Source organism: Enterobacter cloacae complex sp. SHL022 (assembly GCF_049237785.1).
Classification (GTDB): Bacteria; Pseudomonadota; Gammaproteobacteria; order Enterobacterales; family Enterobacteriaceae; genus Enterobacter; species Enterobacter hormaechei_C.
This window is the reverse complement of record NZ_JBMKJH010000003.1, coordinates 62,123-77,146: the sequence shown is the minus strand read 5'-3', so window position 1 is coordinate 77,146 and position 15,024 is coordinate 62,123. Positions and strand designations below refer to the sequence as shown.

At 50.4% G+C, this 15,024-nt stretch carries 16 protein-coding genes; 4 read left to right on the top strand and 12 right to left on the bottom strand.

All coding sequences use genetic code 11. The annotated features are described in order from the left end of the window. Positions 1–15: 15 nt before the first annotated feature. From ACOTZD_RS07255 to ACOTZD_RS07240, 4 genes are all read left to right on the top strand, one after another. A complete protein-coding gene (locus ACOTZD_RS07255) occupies positions 16–942 on the top strand; it encodes an ABC transporter ATP-binding protein (protein WP_003856300.1) in 927 nt (308 codons plus the stop codon). Continuing rightward, positions 939–1,709 (top strand): ABC transporter permease, encoded by a 771-nt coding sequence (locus ACOTZD_RS07250; RefSeq protein ID WP_023324161.1) that lies wholly within the window; start codon positions 939–941, stop codon positions 1,707–1,709. The genes ACOTZD_RS07255 and ACOTZD_RS07250 overlap by 4 nt, the downstream gene beginning before the upstream one ends. A gap of 106 nt (positions 1,710–1,815) precedes the next feature. Beyond that, positions 1,816–2,256 carry a PTS sugar transporter subunit IIA gene (locus ACOTZD_RS07245; RefSeq protein WP_032608521.1) on the top strand — a complete coding sequence of 147 codons (441 nt, stop codon included), beginning with the start codon at positions 1,816–1,818 and terminating at the stop codon, positions 2,254–2,256. A 63-nt stretch (positions 2,257–2,319) separates the two neighbouring features. Then, a complete protein-coding gene (locus tag ACOTZD_RS07240; protein WP_032608523.1) occupies positions 2,320–3,567 on the top strand; it encodes a polysaccharide deacetylase family protein in 1,248 nt (415 codons plus the stop codon). Between the two features lie 3 nt (positions 3,568–3,570). On the opposite strand, the gene ACOTZD_RS07235 is transcribed toward ACOTZD_RS07240, so the two are convergent. The 12 genes from ACOTZD_RS07235 to pcnB all read right to left on the bottom strand — a co-directional run bounded on the left by ACOTZD_RS07235 (position 3,571) and on the right by pcnB (position 14,997). Continuing rightward, on the bottom strand, positions 3,571–4,656 hold the full coding sequence (locus ACOTZD_RS07235) for a fimbrial protein (RefSeq protein ID WP_174402288.1): 1,086 nt from the start codon (positions 4,654–4,656) through the stop codon (positions 3,571–3,573). A 20-nt stretch (positions 4,657–4,676) separates the two neighbouring features. Beyond that, positions 4,677–5,279, bottom strand: a complete 603-nt coding sequence (locus ACOTZD_RS07230; RefSeq protein WP_048209800.1) for a fimbrial-like protein — start codon at positions 5,277–5,279, stop codon at positions 4,677–4,679. A 14-nt stretch (positions 5,280–5,293) separates the two neighbouring features. Next, positions 5,294–5,857, bottom strand: a complete 564-nt coding sequence (locus ACOTZD_RS07225; protein ID WP_023324165.1) for a hypothetical protein — start codon at positions 5,855–5,857, stop codon at positions 5,294–5,296. Positions 5,858–5,883: 26 nt separating this feature from the next. Then, positions 5,884–6,453 (bottom strand): fimbrial protein, encoded by a 570-nt coding sequence (locus tag ACOTZD_RS07220; RefSeq protein WP_032610176.1) that lies wholly within the window; start codon positions 6,451–6,453, stop codon positions 5,884–5,886. A gap of 38 nt (positions 6,454–6,491) precedes the next feature. Beyond that, complete coding sequence (locus tag ACOTZD_RS07215) at positions 6,492–9,086, bottom strand: outer membrane usher protein (protein ID WP_045350395.1); 2,595 nt, start codon at positions 9,084–9,086, stop codon at positions 6,492–6,494. Positions 9,087–9,167: 81 nt separating this feature from the next. Beyond that, positions 9,168–9,911, bottom strand: a complete 744-nt coding sequence (locus ACOTZD_RS07210; protein ID WP_032608525.1) for a fimbrial chaperone — start codon at positions 9,909–9,911, stop codon at positions 9,168–9,170. An 85-nt stretch (positions 9,912–9,996) separates the two neighbouring features. After that, positions 9,997–10,608 (bottom strand): fimbrial protein, encoded by a 612-nt coding sequence (locus tag ACOTZD_RS07205; protein WP_023324169.1) that lies wholly within the window; start codon positions 10,606–10,608, stop codon positions 9,997–9,999. 325 nt (positions 10,609–10,933) lie between these two features. Next, entirely contained in the window at positions 10,934–11,314 is a 381-nt protein-coding gene (panD, locus tag ACOTZD_RS07200) for an aspartate 1-decarboxylase (protein ID WP_003856284.1), read from the bottom strand. 31 nt (positions 11,315–11,345) lie between these two features. Then, a complete protein-coding gene (gene panC, locus ACOTZD_RS07195; RefSeq protein WP_003856282.1) occupies positions 11,346–12,197 on the bottom strand; it encodes a pantoate--beta-alanine ligase in 852 nt (283 codons plus the stop codon). An 11-nt stretch (positions 12,198–12,208) separates the two neighbouring features. Continuing rightward, positions 12,209–13,000, bottom strand: a complete 792-nt coding sequence (panB, locus tag ACOTZD_RS07190; protein ID WP_174402287.1) for a 3-methyl-2-oxobutanoate hydroxymethyltransferase — start codon at positions 12,998–13,000, stop codon at positions 12,209–12,211. 123 nt (positions 13,001–13,123) lie between these two features. Beyond that, positions 13,124–13,603 (bottom strand): 2-amino-4-hydroxy-6-hydroxymethyldihydropteridine diphosphokinase, encoded by a 480-nt coding sequence (folK, locus tag ACOTZD_RS07185; RefSeq protein WP_023315424.1) that lies wholly within the window; start codon positions 13,601–13,603, stop codon positions 13,124–13,126. Beyond that, positions 13,600–14,997 carry a polynucleotide adenylyltransferase PcnB gene (gene pcnB, locus ACOTZD_RS07180; protein WP_071785222.1) on the bottom strand — a complete coding sequence of 466 codons (1,398 nt, stop codon included), beginning with the start codon at positions 14,995–14,997 and terminating at the stop codon, positions 13,600–13,602. Before pcnB ends, folK begins: the two co-directional genes overlap by 4 nt. Between the last annotated feature and the right edge of the window lie 27 nt (positions 14,998–15,024).

Below are 15,024 nucleotides of genomic sequence, written 5' to 3'. Positions count from 1 at the left end.
AGGTAAGTTGAATTCATGGCGATTGCACTGGAGCTTGAACAGCTCAAAAAAACCTACCCGGGGGGCGTTCAGGCGCTGCGCGGGATAGATCTTAAAGTCGAAGCGGGAGATTTCTACGCGCTTCTGGGGCCGAACGGGGCAGGGAAATCCACCACCATCGGGATCATCAGTTCACTGGTCAATAAAACCTCGGGCCGCGTCAGCGTGTTTGGCTACGATCTGCAAAAAGATGTGGTCAACGCCAAGCGCCAGTTGGGGCTGGTGCCGCAGGAGTTCAACTTTAACCCGTTTGAGACGGTACAGCAGATTGTTGTTAACCAGGCGGGTTACTATGGCGTGGAGCGCAAAGAGGCGCTTGAGCGCAGCGAAAAGTACCTGAAACAGCTTGATCTGTGGGAGAAACGTAACGAGCGCGCGCGGATGTTGTCCGGAGGGATGAAGCGCCGCCTGATGATTGCCCGCGCGCTGATGCACGAGCCAAAGCTGCTTATCCTTGATGAGCCGACCGCTGGTGTGGATATTGAACTGCGTCGCTCCATGTGGGGTTTCCTGAAAGATCTGAACGACAAAGGCACCACCATCATTCTGACCACGCACTACCTGGAAGAGGCGGAAATGCTGTGCCGCAATATCGGCATCATTCAGCACGGTGAGCTGGTGGAAAACACCTCGATGAAGAATCTGCTCTCCAAGCTCAAATCAGAGACCTTTATCCTCGATCTGGCGGCGAAAAGCGCGCTGCCGAAACTGGAGGGCTACAACTATCGCCTGGTCGATACCTCGACGCTGGAGGTAGAAGTGCTGCGCGAGCAGGGTATTAACAGCGTGTTCTCACAGTTGAGTGCGCAGGGCATTCAGGTATTAAGCATGCGTAACAAAGCAAACCGACTGGAAGAGCTGTTTGTCTCTCTGGTGCACGACAAACAAGGAGACAAGGCATGACGCATCTTTACTGGGTCGCGCTGAAAAGCATCTGGGCGAAAGAGATTAACCGCTTTATGCGTATCTGGGTGCAAACCCTGGTGCCGCCGGTGATCACCATGACGCTCTACTTCATCATTTTCGGCAACCTTATTGGCTCCCGCATTGGTGAGATGCACGGCTTCACCTATATGCAGTTTATCGTGCCGGGCCTGATCATGATGGCGGTGATCACCAACGCCTACGCGAACGTGGCGTCCTCATTCTTCAGCGCCAAGTTCCAGCGCAACATTGAAGAGCTGCTGGTGGCGCCGGTGCCAACGCACGTCATCATCGCCGGTTACGTGGGCGGCGGCGTGGCGCGTGGGCTGTGCGTGGGTATTCTGGTGACGGCGATTTCGCTGTTCTTCGTCCCGTTCCAGGTGCATTCGTGGCTGTTCGTGGCGCTCACATTATTGCTGACGGCGATCCTGTTCTCACTGGCTGGCTTGCTGAACGCCGTGTTCGCCAAAACGTTCGATGACATCAGCCTGATCCCGACCTTCGTACTGACGCCGCTGACCTATCTGGGCGGGGTGTTTTACTCCCTGACGCTGCTGCCGCCGTTCTGGCAGGCGCTGTCGCACCTGAACCCGATTGTCTATATGATCAGCGGCTTCCGCTTTGGTTTCCTCGGCATTACCGATGTCCCGCTGTTTACCACGGTGGTGGTGCTGGTGGTGTTCATTATCGCCTTCTACCTGCTGTGCTGGTATCTGATCCAGCGTGGACGTGGGCTGCGTAGCTAACCTTCTGCCCGGCAGACGTTCTGTTTGCCGGGCACTTTCTTTGACAGTTATCACCGTAAACTAACCTTCACCTGGATAAACTACTCGCCTGCTAAGGAGAGACGTTATGCTGGGATGGGTTATCACCTGCCACGATGAAGAGGCACAGGAAATGCTCCTGAAGCTGGAGGCCCGATTTGGCCCTCTGGCGCAATGTCGTGCGGTAAATTACTGGCGAGGGTTAAGCACCAACATGCTCAGCCGGATGATGTGCGACGCGCTGCATGAAACCGACACCGGTGATGGCGTGATTTTTCTCACCGACAAATCGGGCGCGGCGCCTTACCGTTCAGCGGCGTTAATGAGCCATAAGCATGATAATTGTGAAGTGATCTCCGGTATCAGCCTGCCTTTACTCGAAGCGATGTATCCGCTGCGCGCAACGTTGAGCAGCGCTGAGTTTCGCCACGCCATTGTGGCGCAGGGCTCCCCGGGCGTGAGCAGCCTGTGGCACCAGCAGCAGAAGAACCCGCCTTTCGTTCTGCTTCACGATCTGTATAAGCATTAAACATTGGTATTGATGTCGCTTTTGCTACAATGGCGACTGATTTTCCGTATCGATTTATATCCCATGCTCATGCGCGTTATCTTTATCCTTCTGGTGCTGGTTTCCGGTGGTGCGTCTGCCAGCCTGACCAGTCAGCAAGGCCTTCCTGCCCAATATATGCAAACCACCGAAGATGCGGCCATCTGGGCGCAGGTGGGAAATGCCGTTGTGAATGTGGGGAATGTCCGCGCCGGGCAGATCCTCGCTGTCTTTCCGGCCGCGGCGGATTACTATGAATTTCGTTTCGGATTCGGCACGGGGTTTATTGATAAAGACCACCTTGAAAAAGTGCAGGGCAAACAACGTGTTGAGGATAGCCTGGGTGACTTGAACAAGCCGCTCAGTAATCAAAACCTCATCACCTGGAAAGACACGCCGGTGTATAACGCCCCCAGCAGCGGAAGCGCGCCTTTTGGCACCTTAAGCGCCAATCTTCGCTATCCGATTCTGAATAAGCTGAAAGACCGCCTGAACCAGACATGGTTTCAGATCCGTATCGGTAATCGTCTGGCGTGGATCAGCAGCCTCGATGCACAGGAAGATAACGGGCTACCGGTTCTGACTTACCATCATATTTTGCGTGATGAAGAGAACACCCGTTTTCGACATACCTCCACGACGACCAGCGTACGTGCGTTTAATAATCAGATGGCCTGGTTACGCGATCAAGGCTATACCACGCTGACGATGTACCAGCTTGAAGGGTACGTGCGTAACAAGATGAACCTACCCGCGAAAGCAGTGGTGATCACCTTTGATGATGGTCTCAAATCGGTGAGCCGCTACGCGTACCCTGTTCTGAAAGAATATGGCTTCAACGCGACGGCGTTTATAATTTCATCACGTATCAAAGGCCATCCGCAGAAGTGGGATCCAAAATCGCTACAGTTTATGAGCGTTCAGGAAATCAAGGGCATCCAGGATGTGTTCGACATTCAGTCTCACACCCATTTCCTGCATCGCGTGGATGGCTATAAACACCCCATCCTGTTGAGCCGTAGCTATCACGTGATCCTGTTTGATTTTGAACGATCACGTCGTGCACTGGCGCAGTTCAACCCGCGCGTGTTGTATGTGTCGTATCCGTTTGGCGGCTATGACAATAAAGCGATTAAAGCGGCGAACGATGCGGGGTTTCATCTGGCGGTGACCACGGTGAAAGGGAAGGTGAAGCCGGGGGATAATCCGTTCCTGTTGAAGCGTTTGTATATATTAAGAACGGACTCACTGGAGACGATGTCGCGGCTGATCAGTAATCAGCCGCAGGGATAGCGGTTAGTCGTATGAAAGGGTGAATACGCCGGTGGCTTTAAACGACCCCGGTTTCACTGTGCTTCCGTTTGCTACCAGTTGAGCAACAAAATTAATTTGCTTGGATTCCGGGGTTTGGTAATCCGTTATGACATAGGATGAGTCAGGATTATTCGGCAGGAGTTGAGAGGTTCCGTTATACATAATTTTCACGCCTGCGCCCTCAGCTCCGGACGAAAGCGTATTTCCAAGAAGATCATTATTTTTTCCGGTTAGCTTTGAGGTGGTGAGTTTGGTTGTGATATTTGCCACACTGGTACAATTGCTTAAGCTAATTGAAAAAGGGATATCCTTAACCCGATTGTTTTTAATGTCTGAAACATAATATTCTCCCAGGTTAACATCATTAGTGCCATCTGAAAGCATGGCCATGTCGCAGGTTGGAAGAACGATCGGGATCTGGAATGAGTCTTCGTTGACCACAAATGTCCATGGTTGGTTGTTAGAATCATTTGGATTACCAATAGCCATTTTACCCAGAGTGCCGGGTTTGGGTCTGATTGAGGTTTCTTTGTTCGGGTTGCCTCTATAACCTTCATCAATATAAATTTGAACTGAGGTGTTAATCCATTTATTATCCCAGGGATCAGAATTTCCGGAGGATGCAACGGTAGTCCAGTCAGTAGTATTCATAGCGAAATAGCCACCCATGCCTCCGTCGCTTTCTGCGGTGTGGACCCTTACGGAATAATAAATCCCCGGAATATTTGTTTCAAACATAGCCCTGCCATAACTGCCCCCCTTTAGCAAGGTCGAGTTTGTTTGTGAGACGAGGTTAAAACCATCGTTCCCTGGACCACATTCGGCCTGAATGCCCGGTGTCAGGTTAACGTTAAAAAGAGTACTGGCATAATTACCCGGAGGGGGAAGACGTACGGTGCCACCTGAGTATTCGGAATTGATCAGCGTGGTTGTGCCGCCTTTTCCATTATTCATGCGACACTCAGCTGCCCAGCAGGAGTGGCTGAGGGTTAATAACACGCTCGCCATGGCAAACGCCATTGTGCCTTTCACGGTGAAACCCTGTCTTATAAAGTTGAACATTCTCATCCTTTTTCCTGTTCTGATTATTATTCGTAAGTGACGTCAACTAATACTTTACTGGTAACGACACCACCAGCCACTACGCCAATATTTTGATATCGGGCATAGAACTGATAATCCGTTAAAAATGCAGTATCCTGACCGCTTACGTCATAAGTGATTTTTGACGTGCCGTCGTTGTTTAAAACATTCTTTTTATATCTTTCAGAGAAAACGACGACGCCGACATTTTTTGCCGCGCCTGCGGCGGTATCATCACTTTTGAAAAGCTGATTTTGTCCTGGCCAGAAACCCGACTGCGGCGAAAAGCTAAAACTCAGCTTTTTAGCCGTACTGCTGTCTCCATAGCAATCATCTACATGGATCTTAAAAGGCGTACCGCCTGCATCATCGGTTGCAGTAAAACGATCGCTACCATCCGGGTTATAAAACCAGCTGCGCATTACATTGGGGAGATAAATTTCGCCGTCATTTTCCACGGTCATCTTACAAGTGCTATTAACAATGTTAGCGGTAATATTTACGTCTAATCCTGAGCTTGCCTGGCCTACGCCAGGCAAGATGCCACCAGCCAAGCCCATAAGCAACACAAGACCGGGCTGGTATAAAGTAAACGGTGATTGTTGCATGCTGGTTCCTGGTATTATGGATAAGTGATAGTAAACGTGACTGGCGCATTAACCGCCCCCGCGCCTACTTCAGCAATGGTTTGGCCTTGTCCGATAACGATACGGGAATTCATCGGGAATTCACCGGTACCATCAGTAATGGTGACATCCTTAGCAGCCGGAGGCGTGTTGCAGCTCATAAGCTCGCCAGTATCGACAACACCCGACCAGATCTCAAAGCCCGTTGCTAAGCCGCCGGAGTAAGAATCACCCGTCTTGTTGACGCCACTGCATTCACCACCAGCGCCTTTCGCAGCGGACACCGTTGCCTTGGTTACTCCAGAACAGTTGGTGAAACTAATCTTGAGCGGCTCGACACGGGTTTTGTTCACCAGATCGGATTTGTATACGTCGCCGAACGCAATTTCAGTGGAAGCTGTGCCTGCATCGTTAAGTACTTTTGCGGTACATGTGCCTGATACAATTTTTGATTTAATCGTTAATTCGACACTAGGGGTGCCTGTAATAGCTGCGCTTGCCATTCCCGAGAACAGAAGGGCAGAAACGGACAGGGCGATAAAAGTAAAATTGAATTTCATAATGTTGCTCCGTTTTCCTGCACTAATCACTCGTAGATAAATTCAAAGGTCGCCACGGCCTGAAAATCACCTATGGTCATCCTGTTTTCCTGTGTTTCACGTAAGGTGGCCACCAGAGCAACTTCCTTATTCTGGATTTCTGTCGGACTCCAGACCAGGCGCTCGTTATCGTCCTCAGAGTTAATGATAAACGGGGCATCCGGTGCGCTGGCTCTGGCAATCTCAACAGCAGAGTAGTCTGCACCTCCGTCGATTTTTTGTATTTGGTTAATAAGGCCTGAGTACAAATATCCAGATCTTGTTCCCGATACTTTGGTTTTCAATGAGGTCAGTGATGCCGGGCATTCAACGAGCACAATTTTGAAATTGGCATTTGCCGTTCCGGCTTTGACATCATCTAAACGTACCTGTCCGTTATTACCGATAGTCAGCGTTTGCTGCGTATCTGAACCCGTATCGCCGACCAGTTTCATATCGCAGGTGGTTTCGCGGATATTGGCAGTAAAGTTAACATTGAGATCGGCTGCCGCAGCAGAACCTGACATCGCTAACATTGCTAATGCGATTAATGAATAACCGCAATGATTTTTCTTCATATTATTTCCCATGGGTGTGATTCCCTGTTTTAACATCATTACATTTGGCACTGTTGATTACTCAGAATCGTGGTTAAGCCTGCTTTCTTCGCATTTTCAGGAATCTGATAATGCACCGTGCAGGAGCTGGAACCATCGCTTCCCCATACCACCCGGAGAGCGCCTTTGTTTTCCACACCGCGTACATAAGCTTGTCCTGCCTGGCCTACCGTTCCGATAGATTCGTTTTTCTCATTCAGAACGTCAGCACCTAGCGGAATAAAGCCGTTATCAGAACGTTGTAATTCCAGAACAAGCGAACGGCCTTCATCCGTTTCAAAATTCACAAATACAACGGAGCCATTGCGAGGTACGGCAACTGCGCTTGTATTTTTGATTTCAACGTCTGCTTCGAGAGTGCTGATATCGAGCGATACTCGGTTTTCTCTGTAGGCTGACATATACGGCATAATCCCGTACCCGGAACTGTTAATGCGGCTTTGGCCGTAACCCAGCCGAGCACCCGTTGCGCCACTTGCTTTTACCAGCGCAAGTGAATCCGTTTCGCCGATACTGCCTGATGTAAATACAACGCCACCCGAGTGAACAACCATTCCGCCGTTATAACTCGCGGAATACTGTTTACTATTGTCATCGCCAAAGGACGCCGAGACACCGAGCGGCCCGTAAGGACTGTTCCATGAGCTATAGCCACTGACCTGGTTCAGGTTGCCGTAGTTGCCCCCGCTTGATGAGGCGCTAACGGAATAGCTCACTTCACTGTTTTTGGAGTTGCCGCTTGCCGTAGAGTTAAAACTGGTACCGCCTTTTAAATCAGTGCGCAGGCTCATGTTGACGTTATTAAATCCGCCTGACTGCGCGTTATCCTTATTGAATATGCTGAATGGAATACTGACGTTTAAATAAACGCTGTCATCCTTTTCCCCTGTTTCGTTGTACGTGCGTTGCACAGAAACGCTATAGCTACCGTAAGCAAAACTATTGTTGTAACCCACGCTGTAGTCGGAAGTGGAGCTGGAATTATTCCAGTAATCCTGCCAGGTACCGCTAATATAGAGTGAGCCGTATTCATCACCGTTAACATTCAATGGCTGGTTCAGGCTGACCTGTATCTGGTTTTTGGTACGCTGATAATCAGCATAAAGCTCGGCATTGCTGTCATAAGATCGATTGCCATATTCCTCGTGGTGAATACTGTCCTGCAATGAGGCGGCATCGTTAAGGCTGAGATAATCTTCTGTTGAGAAGCGATAAGCTGCCACGTTAAGAGATGTGTTAGTGGCTTCAAGCATTTTGCTGTAGGTCAGCCGATAACTCTGCCCTTTAAGCGTGTCCAGCCCGTCGATATCGGCATAGGACCCGGTAACATCTAAAGCGAATGCACCAATACGGGTATTCATAGCCAGACCAAGCAGGCCGGCGTAGAAATCCATATCCGTATATTGCGCACCCACGTAACCGGTAAAGGTATTATTCAGACCATACGCGTAAGTTGCGTAGCCAACGTTTGGCTTATCATGCAATGAATCATCATTCAGCTCACCTATACCCACATCCCAGCGGCTGGAGCCAGGGCGGAGCATTTGTGTAACTGAGGAGAACGGAACGGTAAACGTCCGTTTACTTCCATCGGCTTCCTCTACAGTGACAATCAAATCATTACCATAGCCTGTTGTACTGAGGTCATTGATCTCGAAAGCACCGGGTGGAACGGTGGTTTCATAGATTTTATTGCCGCTTTGCATAACGCTAACTTTGGCGTTACTGTTTGCCACACCACGAATTACTGGCGCGTAGCCAGAGGTGCCTTGCGGGAGCATGCGGTCATCGTTATACATACGCGCACCACGCAGGCTCACCGAGTCAAAGACATCACCGCGTGTGTAGGAATCACCCATTACCATCTGTGCGTTAAGTGGTGTGATGTCTCGCTGGAGGTATATATCCTGGCTGGAATAATGTGTGCCATTATCACTGTCCCAGTTCAGACTGCCGCGAGAACGTAAACGCCACGGCCCCACGTTCAGGCCATAATGCAAGCCCGCATAAGCGGTATCTGAATTGGTGCCGTTTGACTCGCTGTGCCAGGTATTAAGATCGTATGAAAGTAATCCGGCCGGAACACCATTATCCCATAATGAAGGATCGACATACCCTGCTGGAAGCTTAAGCACGTAGATTTGCGGGAAATTAAGATCCATTTCCTGCTTGCTACTATCAAAATTTTCAGAAGCACCGGGATAATATTTTTTGATATCTACGCAAGACGTTTCGTCGTCTTTGACATCATCGCCTAATATGCTGGTATCAACGCCTGCCTGTGTCAGCGTGAGTTTAGTCAGACATGCTGAGGCACGTGGCGTTTTGTTATCAATGAATGCCATCTCGACCGTGGATTTTGAATTGCCATTCAAATTCACTTTTACACGGTAAGTACCTGGCAGAACTGGGTTGCCATAAGCATAACGATCGACATTGATACCTCCACCATTATCGATAAGGAACTGGTCATTAAATTCAATGGCCGATTCTGTTTCGGATGAGGTGTCTACAGCTTTTTTTTCAGTCTCGCTGGCATGCAGAGGAAATGCTGCACAGATTGCGAGACATAAAATTGATCGTTGAAATAGCATGCTTCATCCAGACAAGTCGTCGTATGAATGCTATGAATCATTCATACGTATTATATTTATAATGTGGCAGTGATGCGGTTATTAGTTTACTTTGCTTTCAAAAGTATCAGAGCCGCCATTGTCATTAATGGTTTCGTAAGCAACAGTGCCGGTGGCAGTACTACCTAAACCTTTTACCTGCATTATTTGAGTACTAAACGGTAAAATAGATTTATGCTCAACCTGGTACTCTTTATTTGCTGATTTCAGCTTTACATTTGAAATAGAAACGTTGTAAGGGGAATCATTGTGTGCAATCAGGTTTAGCGTATTACCTTGTTTTTGTTGCGACCACGTTACCCTGGCTGCTGCATTTCCTGGCGTACCTTTCAGGCCGTCAGGTCGGAAAAAGAGTTTAATACGTGTGCGGAATGCCAGCTGGAGCTGGTTAGGATTTTCACCGTCTTTCACTTTTGACTTCGGTGGAATCTCGAGCACATTGAACCAGAATAGGGATTCGCGATCTTGCGGCAATGAACCACCCAGGTACGAGATCCGAACGGATTGACCTTTTTGGGGATCAATTCGGGATACTGGTGGAGTAATAATAAAAGGAAGTTTTAATTCCTGTGGATTGGTGTCATCGCGACCGTCATCGATCCATGATTGAACTAATAGTGGCTTTTTGCCACGGTTGTCTAAAGAAACGATGACATCTTTTTGCGACTGCTGATAAACAATACGTGTTCCCGAAATAACGATATCTGCGCTTGCCTGGAATGACGCGACAGCAGCAACTGTAAAGCAGGCAGCTTTAAATCCTTTATAAAATGATGTGCTTAACATTTTTCCACTTCCTGTTGGAATGATATCAATAGTCCCCTGACGTACGTCAGGGGATAATATGAGCATTTTATCTATGCTTTTAAAATTACTCGTAGATCATGGTGAATGCAGCTTGTGCCTGAACCACACCAGCTGACACTGGGTTGTTGGCCGCATCCCAGTTCTGACCTTGGGTATACGCTACACGGTAGTAAAGTGCGCCTGCGCCTGTGGTATCAATCGTTGCTTTCTGGGTATTGTTGGTCTGATCCAGTTTGATCTGATCGGTAGCGGAGTTGCCATCGTTTGACAGTACCAGATTGACGTTTTTAGCGGCGCCTTGAGTGTTTGATGGTGGAACCAGCAGACCGCCGGAAGTTGAAGAAGAACCCGCCCAGGAATCAAACTGAGCGGATGCCTGTTTGACGGTAGCAGAATCACAACCTGTCAGGGTGAGGGAGAATTTCTTTTCTCCCAGGGTGCTGGTGGTACCCAGCGCATTAGCGAAGTCTTTTACAAACACGGTATCCAGGTTAACGTCAAAATCATTACCATCCTGGTCAATCTTCTGATCCAGGGATACTTTACAGGTGTTATTAGAAACCATACCGTGGAAAGTAATAGTGCCTGTATCTGAAGGAATATCAGCTGCCATTGCAGAACCCGCACTCAGAACCATTGCTACTACAGTTGCCAGACCTAATTTATTAAAAGACATTTTTTATATCCATATTTAAATGCTAGAAAAGTGCACATAAGCAAGGCTTATGTTCGTTCCGAACAGATGCTTCGGGAAAAGGATTCTAAGTGATGAGTAATGGTTGTGAGAAGCCGTTAGATGTTAGAAATACTTAAACGATCTTTAAGCCAATGAGATTATTTAATAGTGAGTGATAATAATTGTTCATCATTTTGATGATCAGGTGTTCGGCAGGGTGACTTTAATATATTAATAAAAATATATTAAAAGAACGCTATTCATTTTAATTATGTATAAATTACCCAACCTATTTTGCCGGGTAATTTATAACAGTACTATTGGCTTAGGCAACCTGCACCGGAATCGCCTTCGCGGTACGTTTCATCTCATTATCGCCTTCAAAGTAGGCCACTTTAGGCTGCCAGCGACGTGCTTCTTCGTCAGACATCATCACAAAGCTGGCAATAATGACGATATCGCCTACGTCCGCGCAGTGCGCTGCTGCCCCATTAACGGAGATGATTTTAGATCCGCGTTCAGCGGCAATCGCGTACGTTGAAAAGCGTTTGCCGTTATTAACGTTCCAGATATCAATAGCTTCGTTTTCGAGAATACCCGCCGCGTCGAGAAAATCCTGGTCAATCGCGCAGGAGCCTTCATAGTGCAGGTCGGCCTGGGTGACTTTCACACGGTGAAGCTTACCTTGTAGCATTTTGCGAATCATTACGTTTACCTTTCACTTCCGGGTAGTAAAACTACGCCAGTTCAACCACTTTGTTATCGATAAGGCGGGCCTGGCCGAGCCATGCCGCCACCAGAATTACCGCACGTTTGCTGGTCTCTGTAAGCGCCAGAAGCGTATCGGCATCCCGAATTTGAACGTCGTCAGCACGAAGACCTTTCTCGTTCAGCGCCTGTTCAGCCAGAGCGATAATTTCTTCTGCGGTTAACTCTTTTGCCAGCAGTTGCTCTGCCATGGTATTCATGACTTTGCTTAAACCCGGCGCAATTTTACGCTGTTCGGCGGTCAGATAGCCGTTACGGGAGCTGAGCGCCAGGCCATCTTTCGCACGCACAATCGGTACGCCGACTATCTCAATGTCGTAGCCCATATCGGCAACCATTTTGCGGATCAGCGCCAGCTGCTGGAAATCTTTCTCGCCAAAACAGGCGATGTCCGGCTGCACCAGGTTAAACAGCTTGCTGACGATGGTAGAAACGCCACGGAAATGGCCCGGGCGGCTGGCGCCCTCCAGCATGGTCGAAATACCCGGCACATCGACGTAGGTCGATTCAGTGGTGCCCTGGGGATATACATCTGCGGGGGCCGGAGCGAAGACGATATCCGCATGACGTTTTTTGAGCTTCTCGCAATCTTCCTGCAAGGTACGTGGGTAGCGCGCCAGATCGTCTTCGCGATCGAACTGCATCGGGTTAACGAAGATACTGACTACCACAATATCTGCACGGGCTCTCGCTTCATCGACCAGCTTCATATGGCCGTCGTGCAGGTTGCCCATGGTTGGAACAAGGGCGATACGTTTACCTTCCTGACGTGCACGGCGGATATGCTGGCGCAGCAGCGGCAGAGTTTCTATGATTAGCACACCTGGACTCCTTAATGGAAACTGTGTTCTTCGCCCGGATAAACGCCGGACTCAACCTCGGCAATATACTGCCGCACAGCAGCACGCATGTCGCCTGCTTCTGTCAGGAAATTTTTAGCAAATTTTGGAATGTGGCCGCCGGTGATCCCGAAGGCGTCGTGCATGACCAGAATCTGGCCATCGGTGACGTTGCCCGCGCCGATGCCGATCACCGGAATCGACAGCGCCTCAGTGATACGCTTAGCCAGCTCAACCGGCACACACTCCAGCACCAGCAGCTGTGCGCCCGCGGCTTCCAGCGCCGCGGCATCATCAAACAGCGTCTGCGCCGCATCGCCTCGGCCCTGCACCTTATATCCGCCAAAGATGTTGACAGACTGCGGCGTTAGCCCCAAATGACCACAAACCGGCACGGCGCGTTCGGTAAGCATTTTTACCGTATCGACCAGCCAGGCGCCGCCTTCGATTTTGACCATATTGGCGCCAGCACGCATCACTGTCGCCGCATTTTCAAAGGCCTGTTCCGGGGTGGCATACGCCATAAACGGCAGATCGGAAAGCAGCAGGCAGGCGGGCGCACCCCGGCGCACGGCGCGGGTATGGTAAGCAATATCCTCGACCGTGACCGGCAGCGTGGAATCATGTCCTTGTACCGTCATCCCTAACGAGTCCCCGACCAGCATGACGTTGATCCCTTCTTCGGCAAACAGTTTTGCGAAGCTGTAATCATACGCGGTGATAGTGGCGAAGCGTTTTTTTTCCTGTTTGCATTTCTGCAATAAGGAGATGGTGGTTGGTTTCATACTGTTTCCTGATGGCCCAATAGCGAATCTTTGCGCATTCTAACAGTAACATTCGAGGGAACAATGATTTTAGGCAATCGATTAACCGCAAATAAGGAATGGTTAATCGATGCAGAGGCGGGATTACCAGCGGGCCGGTTTATCCGCGTTGAGATTTTGCAGAACGGCTTGCAGCGAGGCGCCGTCAGGGAAGGTGAGATCGGGCGCGACTTCAAACAGCGGCCAGAGCATAAACCCGCGGTTTTTCATGTCGTAATGCGGAACGGTGAGGCGTTCGGTGTTAATCACCTCGTGGCCGAAAAGCATAATATCGAGATCGAGGGTGCGCGGTCCCCAGCGTTCGGCTTTGCGGACGCGACCCTGCTGTAGCTCAATACGCTGGGTATTATCCAGCAGCGTTTCTGCGTCAAGGGTCGTTTCCAGCACCACGGCGGCGTTCAGATAATCAGGCTGATCCTGCGGGCCGAGCGGCGGCGTACGGTAAAATGAGGACAGCGCGACGATGCGGCTTTGCGGGATCTCCCCCAGCGCCTGCACGGCAGCGTTAACCTGCTCCAGCGGAGAGGCCAGATTGCTGCCGATGGCGATATACGCAAGGGTCATGCCGTGCCTTCACGACGCGGTGCGCGTTTGCGCGGGCGACGGTGACGACGGCGCGGTGCCGGCTCGTCATCCAGATCCGTAAGCATATCTTTCTGCTCTGGTGGTGCAGAGACCTGAAATTCTCCCCACCACTGCGCCAGGCGCTGTAGCTCCTGGTTTCTTTCGACTTCAGCACGCAGAGAGAGCAAATCGAACGCGGCGCGGAACTTAGGATGCTCCATCAGCTTCCAGGCGCGTTTACCCTGACGGCGGGACATACGCAGCTGAAGCTGCCAGATATCACGCACCAGCGTGGTAATACGTTTCGGGATCGCCAGCGTGCGACAGCCTTCGTCCAGCACGTCGTTTGCCGCCAGCGCGAACGCATCATAATAGGCGAGACCACTCTCCTGAGTGATGCGCTGCGCCGTTTCCAGCAGCGGATACCAGAACATGGCCGCGAACAGGAACGCCGGATTCACGCGCATATCGTTATGAATACGGGTATCCGTGTTCTTCAGCACCTGTGCAATCATCCGCTCCATTGCGCTGTCACCGTTTTCGGTGAAGTAGCGGGTAATGGTCGGGAACAGCGGCTGGAACAGGTTGTATTCACGCAGCAAATTGTAGGTTTCAAACCCGTAGCCTGCCTGGAGCAGCTTTAACGACTCCTCAAACAGACGGGCAGGGGGGACGTCGTTAATCAGCGTCGCCAGGCGCGGGATCGGCTCTGCGGTTTCCGGACTGATACGCATGTTCAGCTTGGCGGCGAAACGCACGGCGCGCAGCATTCGGACCGGATCTTCGCGATAGCGCGTTTCCGGCGTGCCGATCAGGCGAATCAGGCCGTCTTTCAGATCCTGCATACCGCCGACGTAATCGCGCACGGTAAAATCCGCCACGCTGTAGTAAAGGCTGTTGATGGTGAAATCGCGACGCTGAGCATCTTCTTCAATAGAGCCGAAGATGTTGTCGCGCAGCAGCATGCCATTTTGGCCGCGCTGGGAAGTCGTGCGATCGTTGACGCCCGCTTCGTGGTGACCGCGGAAGGTCGCCACTTCAATGATTTCTGGTCCAAACATCACGTGCGCCAGACGGAAACGGCGGCCAACCAGACGGCAGTTGCGGAATAATTTACGCACCTGCTCAGGCGTGGCGCTGGTCGTCACGTCGAAATCTTTTGGTTTTTTGCCCAGCAGTAAATCGCGCACCCCGCCGCCGACGAGATAGGCCTCGTAGCCTGCTTTATTCAGACGATAGAGCACCTTGAGGGCATTTTCACTGATATCTTTGCGGGAAATATTGTGCTGCTCACGCGGAATGACCGACATGTGTGGCTGTGCAATAGCGTCGTTCGCCATGCTCTCTTCGCGGCTCAGCACTTTACGGCAAAAATTAGCGACTCGGGTAAAAATAGTACACCTCGTAGTGTGTTTTGTTAT